This is a genomic window from Mesobacillus subterraneus, assembly GCF_000934845.1.
Lineage (GTDB): Bacteria > Bacillota > Bacilli > Bacillales > Cytobacillaceae > Mesobacillus > Mesobacillus stamsii.
Window position 1 is genome coordinate 1 of the sequence record NZ_JXIQ01000107.1, and the last position, 18,080, is coordinate 18,080.

23 protein-coding genes are annotated in these 18,080 nt (G+C 34.4%); 22 read left to right on the plus strand and 1 reads right to left on the minus strand.

Features of this window, described 5'->3' with window-relative positions; all coding sequences use genetic code 11:
* The 22 genes from UB32_RS20295 to merA all read left to right on the plus strand — a co-directional run.
* Positions 1 to 256: hypothetical protein (locus tag UB32_RS20295; protein ID WP_044394548.1), on the plus strand; the 256-nt coding region annotated here is incomplete at its 5' end.
* A 3-nt stretch (positions 257 to 259) separates the two neighbouring features.
* Complete coding sequence (locus UB32_RS13795) at positions 260 to 742, plus strand: hypothetical protein (protein WP_044394549.1); 483 nt, start codon at positions 260 to 262, stop codon at positions 740 to 742.
* A 51-nt stretch (positions 743 to 793) separates the two neighbouring features.
* Positions 794 to 1,540 (plus strand): DUF2442 domain-containing protein, encoded by a 747-nt coding sequence (locus UB32_RS13800; protein WP_044394550.1) that lies wholly within the window; start codon positions 794 to 796, stop codon positions 1,538 to 1,540.
* A gap of 27 nt (positions 1,541 to 1,567) precedes the next feature.
* Positions 1,568 to 2,110, plus strand: coding sequence for a hypothetical protein (locus UB32_RS13805; protein WP_044394551.1), 543 nt, complete (start codon positions 1,568 to 1,570; stop codon positions 2,108 to 2,110).
* Between the two features lie 39 nt (positions 2,111 to 2,149).
* Positions 2,150 to 2,332, plus strand: a complete 183-nt coding sequence (locus tag UB32_RS13810) for a hypothetical protein (RefSeq protein ID WP_052807041.1) — start codon at positions 2,150 to 2,152, stop codon at positions 2,330 to 2,332.
* Between the two features lie 101 nt (positions 2,333 to 2,433).
* Complete coding sequence (locus UB32_RS13815; RefSeq protein WP_044394553.1) at positions 2,434 to 2,706, plus strand: hypothetical protein; 273 nt, start codon at positions 2,434 to 2,436, stop codon at positions 2,704 to 2,706.
* Positions 2,707 to 3,295: 589 nt separating this feature from the next.
* A complete protein-coding gene (locus UB32_RS13820; RefSeq protein WP_052126233.1) occupies positions 3,296 to 4,105 on the plus strand; it encodes a recombinase family protein in 810 nt (269 codons plus the stop codon).
* Positions 4,095 to 4,940 (plus strand): heteromeric transposase endonuclease subunit TnsA, encoded by an 846-nt coding sequence (locus UB32_RS13825; RefSeq protein ID WP_036178215.1) that lies wholly within the window; start codon positions 4,095 to 4,097, stop codon positions 4,938 to 4,940. The genes UB32_RS13820 and UB32_RS13825 overlap by 11 nt, the downstream gene beginning before the upstream one ends.
* A complete protein-coding gene (locus tag UB32_RS13830) occupies positions 4,924 to 7,110 on the plus strand; it encodes a Mu transposase C-terminal domain-containing protein (protein ID WP_044394554.1) in 2,187 nt (728 codons plus the stop codon). The genes UB32_RS13825 and UB32_RS13830 overlap by 17 nt, the downstream gene beginning before the upstream one ends.
* Positions 7,094 to 8,758, plus strand: a complete 1,665-nt coding sequence (locus tag UB32_RS13835; protein ID WP_044394555.1) for an ATP-binding protein — start codon at positions 7,094 to 7,096, stop codon at positions 8,756 to 8,758. Before UB32_RS13830 ends, UB32_RS13835 begins: the two co-directional genes overlap by 17 nt.
* Before the next feature lie 5 nt (positions 8,759 to 8,763).
* Positions 8,764 to 10,638: a TnsD family Tn7-like transposition protein gene (locus UB32_RS13840; protein WP_044394556.1), complete on the plus strand. Its 1,875-nt coding sequence runs from the start codon at positions 8,764 to 8,766 to the stop codon at positions 10,636 to 10,638.
* Positions 10,639 to 10,848: 210 nt separating this feature from the next.
* Positions 10,849 to 10,971, plus strand: coding sequence for a hypothetical protein (locus UB32_RS20725; protein WP_255475359.1), 123 nt, complete (start codon positions 10,849 to 10,851; stop codon positions 10,969 to 10,971).
* Positions 10,972 to 11,102: 131 nt separating this feature from the next.
* Positions 11,103 to 11,315 (plus strand): hypothetical protein, encoded by a 213-nt coding sequence (locus UB32_RS13845; protein WP_044394557.1) that lies wholly within the window; start codon positions 11,103 to 11,105, stop codon positions 11,313 to 11,315.
* 36 nt (positions 11,316 to 11,351) lie between these two features.
* Positions 11,352 to 11,594, plus strand: coding sequence for a hypothetical protein (locus UB32_RS13850; protein ID WP_044394558.1), 243 nt, complete (start codon positions 11,352 to 11,354; stop codon positions 11,592 to 11,594).
* 201 nt (positions 11,595 to 11,795) lie between these two features.
* A complete protein-coding gene (locus UB32_RS13860) occupies positions 11,796 to 11,987 on the plus strand; it encodes a hypothetical protein (RefSeq protein ID WP_044394561.1) in 192 nt (63 codons plus the stop codon).
* A gap of 188 nt (positions 11,988 to 12,175) precedes the next feature.
* Positions 12,176 to 12,412, plus strand: a complete 237-nt coding sequence (locus UB32_RS13870) for a hypothetical protein (protein WP_044394562.1) — start codon at positions 12,176 to 12,178, stop codon at positions 12,410 to 12,412.
* A 322-nt stretch (positions 12,413 to 12,734) separates the two neighbouring features.
* Positions 12,735 to 13,871 (plus strand): hypothetical protein, encoded by a 1,137-nt coding sequence (locus tag UB32_RS19065; RefSeq protein ID WP_052807042.1) that lies wholly within the window; start codon positions 12,735 to 12,737, stop codon positions 13,869 to 13,871.
* A 139-nt stretch (positions 13,872 to 14,010) separates the two neighbouring features.
* Entirely contained in the window at positions 14,011 to 14,337 is a 327-nt protein-coding gene (locus tag UB32_RS13880) for a YnfA family protein (RefSeq protein WP_044394563.1), read from the plus strand.
* Between the two features lie 112 nt (positions 14,338 to 14,449).
* Positions 14,450 to 14,848, plus strand: coding sequence for an Hg(II)-responsive transcriptional regulator (gene merR / locus UB32_RS13885; protein WP_044394564.1), 399 nt, complete (start codon positions 14,450 to 14,452; stop codon positions 14,846 to 14,848).
* A 16-nt stretch (positions 14,849 to 14,864) separates the two neighbouring features.
* The gene (gene merF, locus UB32_RS13890; RefSeq protein ID WP_044394565.1) at positions 14,865 to 15,095 is read left to right on the plus strand and encodes a mercury resistance system transport protein MerF; all 231 of its coding nucleotides are present in this window, start codon (positions 14,865 to 14,867) and stop codon (positions 15,093 to 15,095) included.
* A gap of 19 nt (positions 15,096 to 15,114) precedes the next feature.
* Complete coding sequence (gene merT, locus UB32_RS13895) at positions 15,115 to 15,417, plus strand: mercuric transport protein MerT (RefSeq protein WP_044394566.1); 303 nt, start codon at positions 15,115 to 15,117, stop codon at positions 15,415 to 15,417.
* 223 nt (positions 15,418 to 15,640) lie between these two features.
* Positions 15,641 to 17,281 carry a mercury(II) reductase gene (gene merA, locus UB32_RS13900; protein WP_044394567.1) on the plus strand — a complete coding sequence of 547 codons (1,641 nt, stop codon included), beginning with the start codon at positions 15,641 to 15,643 and terminating at the stop codon, positions 17,279 to 17,281.
* 85 nt (positions 17,282 to 17,366) lie between these two features.
* Here the strand turns inward: merA and UB32_RS13905 are convergent, their stop codons facing one another.
* On the minus strand, positions 17,367 to 18,008 hold the full coding sequence (locus UB32_RS13905) for a class I SAM-dependent methyltransferase (protein WP_044394568.1): 642 nt from the start codon (positions 18,006 to 18,008) through the stop codon (positions 17,367 to 17,369).
* Positions 18,009 to 18,080: the final 72 nt, after the last annotated feature.

The window sequence follows — 18,080 nt, forward strand, 5'->3', positions numbered from 1 at the left end:
ATTTAAGAGTGTCATAAACAATTCAGGGTTAGTGTTGGTAAAAAACTGTGATTGTACTGGTTGTAATAATCGTAAACGATGGGAATATATCGTGGGTAATATAATCGGAGGTTTAAATCAAATAAGATTTGACTGGCACTTTGTACCACAGTTTAAACATCATGAGCTAAGAAGTGGAAAAGGTAGAAATGATTTTCTAAGGTTTGACTTCTCAGGATTTAGAGGAATTAGCTTCTTTGAAAAGAACCCTGAATAACTTATGCAAAATTGTGCAATTGAGGTTAATGAAAAAAATCACTTCATTGAAGAGCAAGATAATCTGATATTCAAAATGAAGACATCTGATTTTTTAAAATGGGAATTTTGCTTAAAAAACAAAATTCCGCTCATCTACATAGATATACCATTATTTACAGATTCCCAAGAAATTAATAAGGAAACATTGGAGGATATATGTTCTTTCATTAAAAATAAATTAATTCTTGTTGAGCAATTTTCCAGAACCACTGATTTTAGTAATGTTTATTTGGAAACTATCGATGATTTTTTCATAGAGCATTTTACTAAGTTACCTGGAGATAAAATTGTATTAGATATGGATGATTTTAAGGAAAATAGTCATCTACAATTAGAGGAAACATGTAGTAATCTAACCGAGTATGTGAATAATGGCAACTTAGAGGATTATGTCAGAAACCACTATTTTAGTGGAATACAAAAAATCACTGGCTCTATTAGATGAAATGGATAAAAACAAGTTTAGTTTATTTGGATGGAAAGGAGAGAAAAAGGTATGAGAGTAAAATCGATATTTACTGGCACATTTAAAATAATTTTGGCATTTGATAATGGAGAGTATCGGCTCTTAGATATCAAGCAATTCTTACAAAATGATAATATGGGAAAGTTAGCAGAGATTCGTGATGAAATAGATATGTTCCGAACAGCAACTATTGATGAAAATTCTGGTACGGTCGCTTGGAAAAATGGTGTAGACTTTGACAATGAAATTTTATTTCAATCCAGTACCTACTTAGGCAAAGTTATAGGGCATGGAGCAGAAGGAACGATTGATAGTGTTGAAAGATATGAAGCGGAAAAGGGTTTACGAGATACTGAAGAATATAAAATGGGCTACTGGGAAGGGCATGAAAATGGCTTATTTCAAGCAATAAAAATTATTGTTGCTGGAGCAAATGATGAAGAGAGAAAGCGATTAGCGGTTAGTTTCATGAGCGATTTACCATTTCCGAAAATTATTGAACATTTTCATCTTAGTTTTACTCAAGCAAAAATTCTGGTACAACAAGTGGAATTTGCTGAATATGAGAAAGATGAATTTGATAGTTACATAGAAGAAGATGGTTTTTTTGACCTCGATGCCATGAAGAGAATGTATCAATATAGATTGAAACATGCAAAGAGAGATATCGAAGACACACCTCCCAAAGAAATAATAAGCAGTTCTAAGATTTTATCAATGGACCTGAAAAAGTTGTTGATTGAATATATAAAGGAACAGGGAGAAGGCAGGAAGTAAGGATAGAGGTAAAGGAGAGGGAGAATAATGGGGCAATATCTGCAAATGGGAATTTGTTATAGATTGGAAGTTGATAAAAAAAGATTGGATAAGTTAGAGGTTACATTAGAAGGAATGATAAATGAGTTAAATAAACACTTGGATATTACCTTGTACGAAATAAATGAAACTCATGAAGAAGTCATTTTTGAGATTAAAGAAACGGTAGCCTTAGAACAATTGCAGGAATTTATGCAATATCAATATTCGATGTATCCTCAAGAGCAATGGGACACAGATTGTTTTGAATCGGCTTCGGTAATGATTGGTGAATTATCATCATTAAAAGAGTTAGTTGAACTGGCAGAAGAGGGGAGATTTCCTTGTTTTCAATCCAATATTATTACTGACGAAGTAAAGGTGTCAGCATGGGATTCGTTAAGAGTGGAATTCTCGATGTTGGTGTTCTTTATTGAGGGCAAAATATATATGGAGGGATATGGTGCATTCTTGAAATATATTGAAAATAACATAAGAGAGTCAAGTAAGAAATGGAAAATTGCTGGAGCTTTTAAATGTTTTATTGATTGAGGTATTGAGAATATATCTGGGTAAATGGAGGTGTTTATAATGTTTGATGATGATTTTGATATTGATGATGGTGTCTATGCTGTTCCATCACATTACAAAGTCAAAGTTCGGGCATTGCTGGAGTATTGTAAATCGAAAAATGTCGATGTAGAAGACTTAACGGAAGAGGAGATAAAGCAATTTGTAGTTTATAAGAAAAATCCCCTATTAGAAGATGATTAATCAGGGCTTAGTAATTCTCCTTCAGTTTCCATTATTTTAGATTATAGATATCTTCGCTAAATCTATAATAAAATACAACGACAAAAAAGGAGGCAGAGAAAGTGCTAAATATGTTAGGGTCAGTCCATCGAATAAATAGTAATCTTGAAGATGATAAAAAGAGCATGAGAATATTGAAAAGCCATCGGAGAACAATATTTGCCCTTATCATTCTTATTATGGTAATAAATATTAGCGATTATATTACAAAAGAAATGACATTTTTGATGGGGCTGTTTTCTGGTGTGATTGGTGTGATGTGTATAGGAGGTCTGATTATCAATATAAAACTAAGTAAAAGGATTGGAATAAGAATTAAGAAGAACTTGGGTTAGGACAGCCTTAGAAGAACTGCGAGTTAATTATTGCAGTTCTTTTCTTTTTGCCTGTTATTTGAATAGATTTTCTTTCATATTTATTGAGGTATGATGACTTAGGAAGGTGAGGGTCAGTTTAAAGAACAAGGGTCCTGTATAAATGAATCCAGATTTATAAAATATAACATATATAATAGAAGAAACTCGGAATAAAGGGATTTGGTTTCTTATGGATTTGTATGTTGGAATTTTTCAATCAATTTATGCTTGAGTTTTGTTATACCTTGAGATAAGATGATGACAAAAGAAAAACATCTAAGGGCGAGAGGATAAGATTCAGCCCTTTCGACTAATATAAAAAAATTAGAATAGCCAGTAGTCTTTCCAAAAAAAAACATTTGGATTGACTACTGGCTATTTTTTATACCCAATGACTATATTCAAGGGGGTGATACCGAACAGGATTTTGTAACTAACTAAATATATGACTAATTCATTTACAAACGACTTTAAAGACGACAGGACATTGATAGTCCTATATTTTTTCAGTTTTTAAGTCAGACATTATGAATAATAATTGACTACATATAAGTGGGGGAAGAACAAGTTGGATGTTTTTGGATATATAAGGGTTAGTACAAAAACTCAAATGGATGGGTATGGGTTAAAAACGCAGGAATCAGCAATTATAGACTTTTGCCAAAAGAATGGATACGACCTAATTGAAGTATTTCGAGATGAGGGAATCTCTGGAACGATTGCAAACAGAGACGGATTAAATGATTTAATTAGTTCTTTTGGTGAAGTAAAGAAAGTTGTAGTATTAAACACCTCCCGACTTTGGAGAAGTGATACAGTCAAAGTTTTAGTTCACAGAGAATTTCAGAAGCATTCGGCTGACGTTATCAGCATTGAACAGCCTAATTACAGCGGAATTTACACGAAAAATCCAAATGACTTTTTGGTTAATGGGATGATGGAATTGCTCGACCAATATGAGAGAATGAGTATCGCTATGAAGCTCAACAAAGGCCGTAGAACAAAAATTAAAATGGGCGATAAAGCATGTGGGAATGCTCCTCTTGGCTATAAGTGGAATGATAAAGCAAAGATTATTGTTGATGAAGAAACAGCGGCCATTATCGAATTGATTTTCAAAAAGTATTTGGAGTTACGCAGTCTTGGGAAACTTAAAAAGTATTTAGACAACTCTGGGGTAAGAAGCAGTAGGGGGAACAGATTTAGCAAACAGGCCTTGGTTGGGATACTAAAGAATGATTTTTATAAAGGTGTTTTAAGACACAGTGATTTGATAATCGAGGGGAATCATAAACCGTTGATAAATAAGGTCGTATTTGGGAAAGTACAAGCTCTAATTAATAGAAACAGAAAAGCTGGTGTAAGAAATGAGAAGTGAGTGGAACGAGGAAAAATTACAAAGGTATATAAAGGAAGGTAGAGGACAGGGAGAATTTGAATCCTATAAAGGATTTATTCGAGTGCAGGACTTCGGCTCGGTTGGCAGAAGCAGTCGTTTAAGAACTTGGCGATGTAATCGGATTGTCCACCTACTGTCGGATATAGAAACACGATTCTTCTACCTAACTGAGTTTGACGATTCAATTTTACAAGTGAAAGAGCATGTGCCTTTATACGATTTTGAAGAAGTAGTTGGGGAGCAAGAAGATATAGATATAAGGAAATTTAAGGATAAACAATCGGGATTTCCCTACATTTTAACCACGACCTTTCTAATTACAGTTAGGGGAAATGACGGAAATACCTATGATGTTGCAAGGAGTGTTAAAGCAAGTCATGAATTGGAAAGAAAGGCAGTGATTGAACGCTTCGAGTTAATAAGACGTTATTTTTGGAAAAAAGGTATTGATTGGGCGTTATTAACCCAAAAGGAGCTTCCAATAGTTAAGGCGAAAAACATCGAGTGGATACATCCAGCGAGGTTTTTAGAGGAAACAACGGATTTTACTAAAGGTGATATTTCGTATATTTCAGGAATTCTTTTGGAATCACTCTATAAAAATAAAAGACCAGTTCGGGAGATAACAAGTTCAGTTGATTCTCAACTAAATCTTGAAGCTGGTTCAGGGTTGTTGCTATTTAAACATTTATTAACAACAAAACAGATAAAAATAGATATGAATAAGAAGATTGAATTAAACCAATCGGCAGAAGTTTTAGAGATTGTTCCGCAAGAAAGGCAGGGTGAAATAAAAATTGCTATTGACCGTTAATACGTTAATCGGTTATACGGGAGATTCGTTAAAGGATACCGTTGAAAGAATATTGTGGATTAGCAGTGATTATACAGTTGCAGTTTTGATTGATATTTATGCTAACAAGAGCACTCCAATATATAAAAATGTAGAAGACATTGTTAATGATATTGAGATTAAAGGTGCAACCGTTATTAAAGATGACCCTTTCCAAATTTTTAGAAATGATAATGAGATTAGTGAAAAAGAGAAGGAGATTCGGAATAAAGCATGGGAGATAATAAAAGCCATTGCGGAGAAAGAAAATGAACCAGAAGTTTTTAATGCAAAGAAACGTGCAGAACTTGTTAAAAAGGCAAGTGGAAAATTTGGAGTAAGTAATAAAACAGTCTACAAGTATTTAAGGCGATATTGGCAAAGGGGAAAACACATGAATGCCCTTTTGCCAGATTACAAGAATATAGGGAGGTCTCAGGAAAAACAAGCAACAGGTAAAAAAAGGGGGAGACCAAAAAAATATAAAGATATTGTGGGTGAAGGTGTAAATGTCAATGAAGAAACGAAACGGATATTTAGGATAGCACTTAATAAATTTTACTATACAAAGTCTGGTAACTCCTTAAACACTGCATACCAGTTAATGAGGAAGGAATTTTATGCAGATGGTTACAGGATAGATGGAGGCATTAGGAAGCCAATATTAAAACCATCCAGTGAAGTTCCAACCTTTGGACAGTTTAAATACTTCTTTTATAAGGAGCGAAACTTGAAGAAGGAAATATACTCAAGGCAGGGGTCGAAAGAGTATTTGCAAAATCATAGAGCATTATTTGGTAACTCTACAGTAGAGGCTTATGGACCAGGTTATTACGAAATTGATGCCACCATTGCTGATGTTTACTTAGTCTCCAGATATAACAGAAATTGGATAATCGGAAGGCCCGTCATCTACCTCTGTGTGGACAAGTTTTCCATGATGATTACAGGACTATATGTGGGCTTAGAAGGACCTTCTTGGAATGGGGCTATGAGTGCTCTTGCTAATTCGGCAAGTAATAAAGTGGATTTTTGCAAAGAGTACGATATTGAGATTATAGAGGAGCAATGGCCATCCCGCCATCTTTGCGATACTTTGATAGCTGACCGAGAGTTGCAGGGTAAGATGGTTGAGACACTTGTTAGTTCCTTACATGTTAAAGTACAGAACACAAGTCCCTATAGAGCCGATATGAAACCTTTTGTAGAAAGAAAATTTCAAATTATTAATGAGAAATCCGTACAACCATTTTTACCTGGAACTGTGAAAACTGATTTCCGTAAGAGAGGAAGCCGAGATTATCGTCTTGATAGCGTTCTCGATTTGTTCCAATTTACCCAAGTTATGATTTATTCGATTCTCGAATATAACCAAAGTTGGCTTTCTAATTATAATCGTGAAGAAATGATGATTAGCGATGATATAGAGCCTATTCCAATAAAGTTATGGAATTGGGGAATGAAAAATCGTGCTGGTTTATTGCGTTCTGTTTCAGAAGATACTGTGAAATTGTGTCTGATGCCAACTGCAAATGCTTATATAACTGGTAAAGGAATTAAATTCAAAGGGTTATTTTACACTTCTTCAAATCTTATTAGAGAAGGTAGTTTTGAACGTGTTCGTATAAGTGGTAGTGGAGAAAAGATTCATATATCCTATGACCCAAGAAATTTAAACTTCATATATATAAAGAAGGAAGACGGAAAAGAATTTGAGAAATGCCACCTTCTGGAATACCAAGAAGTTCACATAAACAAGAGTATTGAAGAGTTTGAATACTTACAGGAATATGAAAAGTTACTGAAAAAGCAAAAAGAGGATGAACAGTTACAATCCAAAATTGATTTAATTTCAGAGATAGAAAATATCGTTCAAGAAGCAGAGAAAATGACGAGGGAACAGCAGGATGAAACTGAGAGCAAGACACAAAAACTAAAGGGAATTCGTAAAAATAGGCAAATAGAAAAGATGATTAACAAAGAAAATGAGGCATTTGAACTTGATAAGAAAGTGACGAACGAAAAGGGACAAGTTCTTTCATTTAATAGAATGAATAATCAAGAACCTGAAGAGGGACCAGAAGAGTTTGAAAATGAAATGGCCCTATTAAGAAAGAAGCAGAAGGAGAGAACGTATGGAAAAACAGAATAAAGTAATAATTCCAAACGGTGGAGAAGCTGTAATGGCAAAATATAGAGACCAGGAAGTGATGGAATACAGAAACAATCCTTTTATCGAAGCTCTTCCTCCCATTCTTTCAAAGGAGGAGGTAGTTGATAAATTAGCCTATTATCCACCTTTTAATGAAAATGAACGTAACTTGGATAGTCATATAAGACTGCACCTTGTCCAGCGATTATTCCAATATTACCAGCCAATTTTTCAAACGCTTGATTTGGAGTCAAGGGTCTCCAGGATGATTCGTATGGGTTATGTTCATAAAAATCCTTTTAAACCAGAATTCGCTCAAGGATTGCACGAAAACTACAAGTCGATTCTAAACGCAAACATAGATATGTACAATGGCAATTTAAAAAGCACGTCTTCTGCAATGACGATTTTGGGACCATCAGGAATCGGTAAAAGCCGAATGATAAATGTGGTACTATCAGCTCTGCCACAACTTATTGTTCATTCTCGCTATAAGAATAATGATTTTAATATGTATCAGTTGGTCTGGCTTAAATTAGATTGTTCATTCGATGGAAATATTAAAGGCGTTTGTATTGATGCATATAGGAGCTTGGATAGTTTATTGGGTACAAGCTATTATAAGCGGTTTGGTTCAGCAAGAATGCCCATAGCCTCCATGCAACCTGCTTTATCTCAAATGCTTAGGGTTCATGGGGTTGGACTACTGGTAATAGACGAGGTGCAGTCGCTGAGCGTTGCCAAATCTGGTGGAGCAGAAAAAATGATGAACTTCTTTCATTACTTATCTAATATGGGAACTCCTATTCTTTTGATAGGAACACCAAAGGCACTTCCTTATTTAAGAGGCGACCTCCGCCAAGCACGAAGAGGCAGTGGTCAGGGTGATATGGTGATAGAACGCATGAAAAAGGATTTTAATTGGGATTTAATTCTCGAAGGAATGTGGGATTATCAGTGGGTGAGAAAGCCAACTGCTCTTACACAAGAGTTTAAAGATATTTTATATGATGAATCTGGCGGAATAACAGATATTGCGATTAAACTTTTTGTCATGGCTCAAGTAAAGGCAATTTCCAGTGGTAAGGAACAAATAACTCCTGCATTAATAAGAAAAGTGGCAAGAGAGAATTTGCAACTAATTCAGCCGATGATTAATGCTATAAGAAGTGGCGACATTAAAGCTATTTCGAGATACGAAGATATCGCACCTATAGATGTAGAAGGGTTTATTAATCAGGAATTTTCTACTGTTTCTATGAACAATAAAATAAAAGAAATTCAAAAAGCGAAGAAAAAGCAGGAGAAAAATTGGAAGGAAAACGTGAGGGAACAGTCTATCTTAAAGTTAATTGAGTTGGATGTTGAACCAGGCAAGGCAAAAAAGTGTATTGATACTGTGATTGAAAAGCAAGGACAAGAATTTGATATAAAGGGGATTGTAAAAGAGGCGTTTAAGCTGTCTATAAATATAGAAGAAAGTAGCCCTAAACCGACTAAATTACCAAAGAAAATGGAGTTGCAAAACAAGCAAGATTTAAGATTGATTGTTTCGGAAGGAAAAGCAAATGGTCTATCTGCCCATGAAGCACTTAAAGAAAAAGGAATTATTAAAGTGATAGAAAATGATTTCTTCAGTGTGGGGTGAGAATAATGGTTGGTTTTTTTCCAACACCGTATCCGAATGAGTTGTTATATAGTACATTAGCACGTTTCCATATAAGAAGTGGGAACATCAGCCCCAAGGCAACCATTGAAGAGTTATTTGGCTCTCGTTCTGTCACTACTGTTGTCGATTTACCAGCCAACATAGATAGCTTGATAAGCAATTTACCGATTGGAAGTGCATATACTGCGGAAAATTTGATAATGGAGAACACTTTATATCCATTTTATAGTGCCTTTCTTCCGCCAGAACGTGCCAAAAGCATCTTGCAATCTATGCAGGGTAACAGCGGTGGAAGCATCCATAATCGAATAGGTGTTATGGCAAGTACAATTGCAGAGAATAGATATATTAGGATGTGCAAAGAGTGTGCGACAGAGTCATTAAAGAAATATGGAGAAGTGTATTGGGTGAGAAGTCACCAAATTCCTGGGATTATTATTTGTTCAAAGCATAAGACCTTACTGTACAACAGCAAAGTATTAGTACATCACTTTAACAAAAATGAGTTTGTTCCAGCAACTGTAGACAATTGCAATTTAACCGAAGAACATACAACCTCAAAGAATATAGAAGATGCTATAGAATCTGAATTTATCCCCAATTATATTCAAGTTGTAGATAATGTGGATAAACTATTAAACAATCGTTATTCCAATAAGCCACCTGAATGGTTTTTCTCTCAATATATAGAGAGGTTAAAGTTGATGGGATTAGCAAATATAAATGGAAGTGTAAAGCAAAAAGAACTTCGAGAGCAGTTTCTTGAGTTTTATGGGGAGAATTTATTAACGATAGTCCAATCATCCGTTACTAATAATGAAAGTTGCTGGTTAAGTATGATGGTTAGAAAACCACGTAAAACTGTTCATCCAATTAGACATCTGCTGATGATTCAATTTTTAGGAATTACGTTGGAAGACTTATGGAATGAGGAAAATGAGTATTTACCTTTTGGCAAAAGTCCTTTTCCATGTTTAAATGCGGGAGCAGACCATTATTTACAGCCAGTAATTACTGAAGTGTCTATACGGTATGACAGTAAAATCAAGCGGCCAGTTGGGACATTTAGCTGTTCCTGTGGGTTTGTTTACGCACGAAAGGGACCCGATAGTAGTGAAGATGATAGGTACAAGGTTGGAAGAGTAAAAGAGTTTGGAGAAGTATGGGAATCAAAGCTAAAAGAACTTTTTCAAATGAATTTAAGTATGAGAGAAATCGCAAGAAGATTAAAGGTAGATGTAAATACGGTAAAGAAATATGGTCAGAATTTAGGAGAAACCGAAGCGGAACTCGGTTATAAAAGAAAAGACAATCTTATTAACAAGGATAGTTTTCGTAATGAATGGCTGGATTTGCAGAAGCGATATCCCGAAAAGAGTAAAACGGAACTGCGGAAGGTTAATAGTGGTCTTTATACTTGGCTATATCGCAATGATAGGGAGTGGTTAAATTCAAACTCTCCAAAAAAGAAGCAAATTACTATGGTAAATAATCGGGTGGATTGGGATAAAAGAGATGTGGAAACTCTTGAGTCCGTAAAGGAAATTGTAGAAGAAATACTTAATTCCCCTAATAAGCCTGAAAGAGTAACGATAAGCAGAGTTGGGAAGAAAGTAGGCAAATTATCCTTGCTGGAAAAGCATCTATTCAAGTTGCCTCAAACCAATGAATACTTGCTACAACATATTGAATCGGTAAGAGATTTTCAAATTCGCAGAATCAAATGGGCGATTAAAGAATGCCAACGAGAAGGATATGATGTGCAATGGTGGAGAGTAGCGAGGGTAGCTGGTATTCGGGGTGAATGGATAGAGGAATTAGAAGTGGAGTTTGAAAGGATAAGTAGCATTATTTCATAAGATTAGTTTAGCAAGGTTTGGCTTGATATTGGGAAGAGCTGTAGGTATCATAAATTTATAGAAAATAATAATTATTTGAAATGAGGAAACAAAATGGCGACTTTTTATATTAATCGCAAAAGTCCATATTGCATAAATTAACGCTCAGTCATAGGACTGGGCGTTTTTAATTGTGTTTGTTTCCAAACTGTATCGAAAGGAGGAGAGAGAATGTTGTTGGAAAAGTTGAAAGGGTCTTTACAAAATCTTTCTATTGAATTAATTGGAGACGCACTTACTATTGCTGTTTCTTTAGTCATTGGCTACTATGTGAAAGTTTTCTTTCTTATGTAGTTAGCTTTATTAAAGACTGTAATCAAAAGGAGATGACTAATTTGTGAATGAGATGAGTTTCGTGGATGTTATAAACAGGTCAGATTACAACTTAAAGAACGATGATGAATAGGAACAAGGAGGATATAAGAATGAATAAGGGATTTAAGTTGGAAAAGGAAATTGATATTACCGAATTGATGGAGGTGTTATCATTTAATGCTGAATTAGAATTGGATAATGATATTCGAGAATGGTTACAGACACCGCCTGTTAAATTGCAGAATTATGGATATGCGGTGGAAAGGGAAGAGGAGTATTTTGCAACACTAAACGAGATTTCAGAATATCTATTGGAGAGATGATGAAATAAGAATCGCAAATAAAGGAGGGAAGTCTTAATGGAACAAGATTGGAAGGAAAAGTTTAGAGCAGAACTTCTGGAGGATATGAAAAAGGAAGCAAGGCAAGAGATAGCGGAAGAAATGGCAAGAATTTATCTGGAGACCACTGATTATGATGATGAACCAATATCTGAAAGGTTTGGAGTGCCTATTTACAAAATAGAGCAATTTAGAGAAGACCATAAAAAGTGGCAGTTCGCAAAACAATTAGAGATAAATAGAAGAACCAGCTTTTCTTGAGGACAATGTGATTTCATTGTGCTTACCAAAAGACATGTTTCTAAAGAAGGGAAAACTGGATGGGGCTGAAAATATGCTTTTGCTCGGTTTACATGCCACAGGATTAAAGCGATTTTTAGAACTCATCTCCGATGATACAAGGAAGACATTGCGAAAGATGCTAACTGAACAAGATTTAGACGTTAAAGAGGAGGGGGAAGAGTGAATTACTATCAAATGTTAGAGAATTTGCATGTTGTTTCTAATAATAAAGATAGAGATGATGAGAACTTCTGGTCACAAGAGGTATATAGCCAATCTGATTTTTCCAGTGCGTGTTTAGATGCCCATCTACTGGCAAGGAAAAATATTTGTAAACAAGTTGAGTGGGGAAAAGAACAAAATGAAGAATGAGCAAGAAATACCAAAAGAATATTGTCCGTATTGTGGCAAGAATTTGATAAGAATTCTTTCGGAACAAGAGCAAAAGAAATACAAACTTCGATACGTAAGTGAGAAAATTGGCGTTTCCAATTGGGATTCTATCTTTGCATGGAAATGTCCTTATTGTACTAAAACCTGGAGGAGGTAGTTATGACCTTATGTTAATCCCAAAGATAGAAGCTCAGCTTATTAATTATAAGATTTACGAAGAATATACTCCTGCATTAAACAAGTTAGAATTCTTTCAAGGAGTTTTCCTCCCTTTTAACAATGAAAGACAAAAAATGTTGATGTTGTGCTTATTCAATATGGGCATCAGAGAATTTATCAGTATTCTTCCACAGGAATCAAAAGAAGAATTATTGTGTTTGCTTCAACAAGATTTGAAAGAATGATTTAATTTACACAACTTTCCTGCATTTACTTTCTGTTTGTTTAGAGTTTTGGTAAAATATGATAGCGGAGCTTTGGGTTTTCGTGCATCGAAAGGACATTTTTATGAGAACGAGCACCCTTTTTGCTTTACGAAACAACCACCTTTTTTGCGGAGCTTAAAGGTGGTTGTTTTCATTACTGTGTGTATTAATGCAGGAAGTCAAAAATTCCCTTTTTGACATAAAAATAGGGAGAAGTATTTATTTTACCAAATTGAGTAAAGTTGCTAAGGTAACTCTTTTCTTCGATAGTCTTAATTGAAATATGTAAGGAGTACGGTGAATGTCATTGACGAGATTACTAAACCATAATAAGCAGATAAAAGAACTTTTCAAGTCAATTCCAAATATGAAACAGTTTTTTCAGACACTTAATGAAGGTCCTGCCTTTCCTGTGAAAGCACCAATTATTGTGAAATCAGATGGTAGAGCAAACCCCATTGTAGGACACGCATATGATTATTGGTTAAGAGCGTTTATACAACGAATAAATAACCGATTACAAGAAAATGATAATTTAGTTGCTTATCAGGGTCTATCCTTGCTTTTTACAGAGAAAAAATTTTTCGATAAAGATGCTTACAAATATCACCTTCCATTCATAAAAGAAGAAGAAAAAGAGTTCGGTAATTATTATTATGAGACCTATTTGAAAATGAAAGAAGAGAATAAAACATCTGATGAATGGTTTGAAGCAGTCCTTGATTACATACATGAAAAATACACAGATGAAATCCTTGAAAATATGGAGCTAAAGTTTTTTGGGGACTTTACAATAACTACCCATTATTCTGAAGGGGAAATTATTTATGATAATATTATTGAAAGAAGAAATTCTTACATTTTATGGGAATCAGTTGATGATACTCAACTGATGGAAGATTGTATGATTCTGGGGAATTTGGATGCTTTCTATCGTTCTAATTATATACATGAACAAGGTGTTTTTTATGTGTCAGAAAAGGATATCACAGACTTGTTAAATTTAACAAGAGAGACTCAAAAGTTTTCTTCTCTTTTCATAATGAACCATACTCTTATATGTAATCCTTCATTTGAAAAAGCATCTATTTTAGTAGGAGGAGCAGATGCTGATATTTTAATAGATAGCACGTTGATTGAGATAAAAACTGAGTCCCAGTTTGGATATAAAGCAGACCATATGAGGCAACTTATCGGATATTATATTTTATCTCTCTTTACACCTTCCTTTCCTAAAATAGATAAGTTGGCTATTTATAATTCAAGATTTTGTCGATATGTTTACATCAATATTGATGATATATTTGATTACTTTGATTTGATTGGTTTTGCTAAAGAATTTATTGAGATTCTCCTTGAAAGAAATTCGCTGTTAAACAAAGATAAAGACGTAATTCAGCAGTCTTTTGTAACCAAAACGAAAGATTTCCAGAAGTGAAAATAATATTATTTCATTTAAATATTTTTCAACAGGGATTTCAAAACTTCCTTAAAATAGGAAGTTTCTATAAATATTCAAGTAACTGGGAATGTTAAAAGGTTATTATTCATTAAATTGTTCAAGGGAGTGTTTATATTTGTTTTATAAAATCGCATTATTTCTGTTTGCAGGAATTGCTGAGATTGGAGGAGGTTATCTTATTTGGCTGTGGCTAAGGGAAGGTAAGCCGTTTTATTGGGGTATATTTGGAGGTGTTGCATTAGCTTTATACGGTGTTATTGCTACATTTCAAACCTTTCCATCGTTTGGAAGAGTCTATGCGGCCTATGGAGGAGTATTTATAATACTTTCCGTATTATGGGGATGGGGTATTGATAAAAAGACACCAGATTTATATGACTGGGTGGGTGCAGGTATATGTTTAGTTGGTGTTTCAGTGATGTTGTTTGCACCACGCCAATAACAATTCCTTTAATAGAAGGGTATTGATTTTTTAGTCTTAAGAAAAATGTATAACACTATCCTTGACCGTGTACTATAGTACACGGTTTATACTTTTATATGGGGTGAATAATTTGAGTTATCGTATTAGTGAATTTGCGGATAAGTGTAGGGTTAATAAAGAAACCATTAGATACTACGAACGCCAGAATTTATTACAAGAACCTTCTCGAACAAATTCAGGTTATCGGATATATTCAGAGGATGATGTTAAGCGTGTAGGGTTTATTAAACGAATGCAAGAGCTGGGTTTTTCTTTGAATGAAATTTATAAATTACTTGGGGTTGTTGATAAAGATGAAATTCGATGCCAAGACATGTTTGAATTTGTATCAAAAAAAGAAGAAGAAGTTAAAAAACAAATAGAAGATTTAAAGCGGATTGAACGTATGTTGAAAGATTTAAAGAAAAGATGTCCAGATGAAAAGGAATTACATGAATGTCCTATTATTGAAGCGTTGATTGAGGACTAATAAGAAGGAGATTTTTATGAAACATAAAAAGAGCTTTATTACAGGAATGGTAGGTATATTTGTTGTTCTACTATGTTGTGCTACACCGATATTAGTTATTTTATTAAGTGCTATTGGATTAGGGGCGATAACTGGCTATTTAGATAACATTCTAATTCCAGTTTTAGCAATTTTTCTTGCCTTAACATTCTACTCTTATGACAAGTTAAATAAATCCAGCTCTAAGAATGATTCTTGTTGCTCTTAATATATAGGTGGTGATAGTGGTGAAAGAGAAAGTTTCACAAGTAGCAACGTTATTCTCTGGATTTGTGATGGCAGGTTGTTGTTTAGGACCCTTCATTTTGATTCCTTTTGGTTTAACAGGCTTTGCTGGAGGATTGGCTATTTATGCAACGAAATATCAAACGATGTTAATAACAGTTACATTGGTTTTATTGGCATACTCATTTTATTTGATTTATGGGCGAAAGTGTAAAAAGAGAAGCTCTATTATTGGATTATGGATTACAACGGTTTTGGTTTTAGGGATGCTTGTTTATACACTAATGGCTGAAGGATACCTATAAGAACTGGGTATTTGGTTATACGTTAAAATAGCAACAGCAAGATTTTATATCGTTTCTGCTTGTTTTTGTGTAGAAATGAGAAAGATGTAAAAACTGTTAGTGATATTTTTAGTTCATTTATGGTAACAGCTTTTGTAGGGTTTCGAGGCTGAGATTAAAAAAGAGTAGATGGTTAAAAGGCTATTAAAAAATTAAAATAAAAGGATTAAGGAGGATAAAACACATGAAAAAATATCGGATACAAATTGAGGGAATGACTTGTACAGGATGTGAGGAGCATGTGGCTGTTGCACTTGAAAATATAGGAGCTAAAAACATTAAAGCTAATTTTAGTCGTGGTGAAGCTCTATTTGAATTACCTGATGATAAAGAGGTTGAAATTGCCAAAAGAGCTATCAATGAAGCAAAATATCAACCTGGTGAAATAGAAGATGTGTTATCAAAGGAAGATGTGGATTTAGGTAATGAAGGTGATTATGACCTGCTTATTATCGGTTCTGGTGGAGCGGCCTTTTCGGCCGCCATTAAAGCAATAGAATATGGGGCAAAAGTTGGGATGATTGAGCGTGGAACGGTTGGGGGAACATGCGTAAATATTGGTTGTGTTCCTTCAAAAACCCTTTTACGAGCTGGGGAAATCAATCATTTAGCAAAATCAAATCCATTTATTGGGTTACAAACATCTGCTGGAGAAGTAGAATTAGCACCGTTAGTAAAGCAAAAGAATGAATTGGTTAGTGAACTCCGCAATCAAAAATATGTTAATTTAATTGATAAATATGGATTTGATTTAATTGAGGGTGAAGCTAAATTTGTTGATGAAAGTATAGTTGAGGTAAATGGAAGAAAACTTTCAGCAAAACGCTTTTTAATCGCAACAGGTGCTTCTCCATCTTTACCACCGATTGCAGGACTTGAAGAAGTAGATTATTTAACAAGTACAACGCTACTTGAATTAAAAAAAGTTCCAAAACGCTTAACGGTAATTGGTTCAGGGTATATTGGAATGGAACTTGGGCAACTTTTTCATCATTTAGGTTCGGAAGTTACACTTATGCAAAGAAGTGAGCGTCTATTAAAAGAATATGACCCTGAGATTTCTGAAGCAGTGGAAAGAGCTTTAACAGAACAGGGTATAAACCTAATAAAAGGGGCAACTTTTGAGCGTGTGGAACAAGAAGGAGAAATAAAAAAGGTTTATGTAACGGTTGAAGGAAAACGAAAAATAATTGAATCAGAGCAACTCCTTGTTGCAACAGGTAGAAAACCAAATACAGATTCTCTAAATTTAAGTGTAGCAGGTGTTGAAGTGGGAAACCGCAAAGAAATAAAAATAAATGAATATGCTCAAACAAGTAATGAAAAGATTTATTCTGCTGGGGATGTAACACTTGGACCACAATTTGTGTATGTAGCGGCCTATGAAGGTGGAATTGTCGCTGATAATGCAATTGGTGGGTTAAATAAAAAATTAGATTTATCGGTTGTACCAGGTGTTACATTTACAAATCCTTCGATTGCAACCGTTGGTTTAACAGAAGAACAAGCAAAAGAAAAAGGATATGATGTCAAAACATCTGTATTACCTTTAGAAGCTGTTCCAAGAGCAATTGTGAATCGTGAAACCACAGGTGTATTCAAAATAGTGGCAGATGCGAAAACATTAAAGATATTAGGAGTCCATGTTGTATCTGAAAATGCTGGTGATGTAATTTATGCAGGAACATTAGCTGTGAAATTTGGTCTAACTGTTGAAGACTTAAAGGAAAGCCTTGCACCATACTTAACAATGGCAGAAGGGTTAAAGTTGGCTTCTCTTACGTTTGATAAAGACGTTTCAAAATTATCTTGTTGTGCAGGATAGAAGGTCTGTACATGTTCTTCTTAAACAAATGGTGCTTTACTTCAATAAGGAGTAAAGCATTTTTTATTCAATTAACCTTGAGTATTTAATTCCTTACTTTTTTATCATTTTGGATTTTAATTCCAATAATTTTTCTGTACATACCATTTAGCATAATTGGTGAATCCATTTGTATGGATAATTGCTTAGAAAATGGATTAGCCACTTGTTCAAATCTCAATCCAATATCTGTACCCAACAAGGAGATAAGCGGTCTTATTCCCCTTTTGAAAAGGGATAGTTCTTGGTTCTCAGGAACGAATTTATCAAATATCAATATTCTCCCTTTAGGTTTCGTTACTCTAATCATCTCTTCCATACACTTATGAGGATTTGGGACAACAGAAAGAAGTAAACTTGCTATTACAATGTCAAAAGATTCATCAGGAAATGTTAAATCCTGTGCATCCATTTGCAGGAATGTAATATCTGTATGATGAAACTTTTCTCTTGCTTTATCCAGCATGTCACTGGAAAAATCAATGGCTGTTATGTCGATATCATTATGAGGGACATACTCTAAATCTGCACCTGTACCACAACCTACGAAGAGTACCCTTTCCTCCTGAACCCATTCTATATCCTTAAATACCTCTCTTCTTGCTTTTAAAAAAATTCCTTTATTGAAAAATTGGTCATAAAATGGCGACCATACTTTATAGATAATTTGATTCCATGTGCTATTCATTTTAGAACTCCTCGTTTAAAAACTTTATTGTGTATCTGTATTCTTTGGAATATTAATAAAATCCTTTAATTT

Bases quoted from the DNA above. Each gene is read 5' to 3' on its own strand.
- UB32_RS13795 (WP_044394549.1), top strand. From the start codon at position 260: ATGCAAAATTGTGCAATTGAGGTTAATGAAAAAAATCACTTCATTGAA.
- UB32_RS13800 (WP_044394550.1), top strand. From the start codon at position 794: ATGAGAGTAAAATCGATATTTACTGGCACATTTAAAATAATTTTGGCA.
- UB32_RS13805 (WP_044394551.1), top strand. From the start codon at position 1,568: ATGGGGCAATATCTGCAAATGGGAATTTGTTATAGATTGGAAGTTGAT.
- UB32_RS13810 (WP_052807041.1), top strand. From the start codon at position 2,150: ATGTTTGATGATGATTTTGATATTGATGATGGTGTCTATGCTGTTCCA.
- UB32_RS13825 (WP_036178215.1), top strand. From the start codon at position 4,095: ATGAGAAGTGAGTGGAACGAGGAAAAATTACAAAGGTATATAAAGGAA.
- UB32_RS13835 (WP_044394555.1), top strand. From the start codon at position 7,094: ATGGAAAAACAGAATAAAGTAATAATTCCAAACGGTGGAGAAGCTGTA.
- UB32_RS13840 (WP_044394556.1), top strand. From the start codon at position 8,764: ATGGTTGGTTTTTTTCCAACACCGTATCCGAATGAGTTGTTATATAGT.
- UB32_RS20725 (WP_255475359.1), top strand. From the start codon at position 10,849: ATGTTGTTGGAAAAGTTGAAAGGGTCTTTACAAAATCTTTCTATTGAA.
- UB32_RS13845 (WP_044394557.1), top strand. From the start codon at position 11,103: ATGAATAAGGGATTTAAGTTGGAAAAGGAAATTGATATTACCGAATTG.
- UB32_RS13850 (WP_044394558.1), top strand. From the start codon at position 11,352: ATGGAACAAGATTGGAAGGAAAAGTTTAGAGCAGAACTTCTGGAGGAT.
- UB32_RS13870 (WP_044394562.1), top strand. From the start codon at position 12,176: ATGTTAATCCCAAAGATAGAAGCTCAGCTTATTAATTATAAGATTTAC.
- UB32_RS19065 (WP_052807042.1), top strand. From the start codon at position 12,735: ATGTCATTGACGAGATTACTAAACCATAATAAGCAGATAAAAGAACTT.
- merF (WP_044394565.1), top strand. From the start codon at position 14,865: ATGAAACATAAAAAGAGCTTTATTACAGGAATGGTAGGTATATTTGTT.
- merA (WP_044394567.1), top strand. From the start codon at position 15,641: ATGAAAAAATATCGGATACAAATTGAGGGAATGACTTGTACAGGATGT.
- UB32_RS13905 (WP_044394568.1), bottom strand. From the start codon at position 18,008: ATGAATAGCACATGGAATCAAATTATCTATAAAGTATGGTCGCCATTT.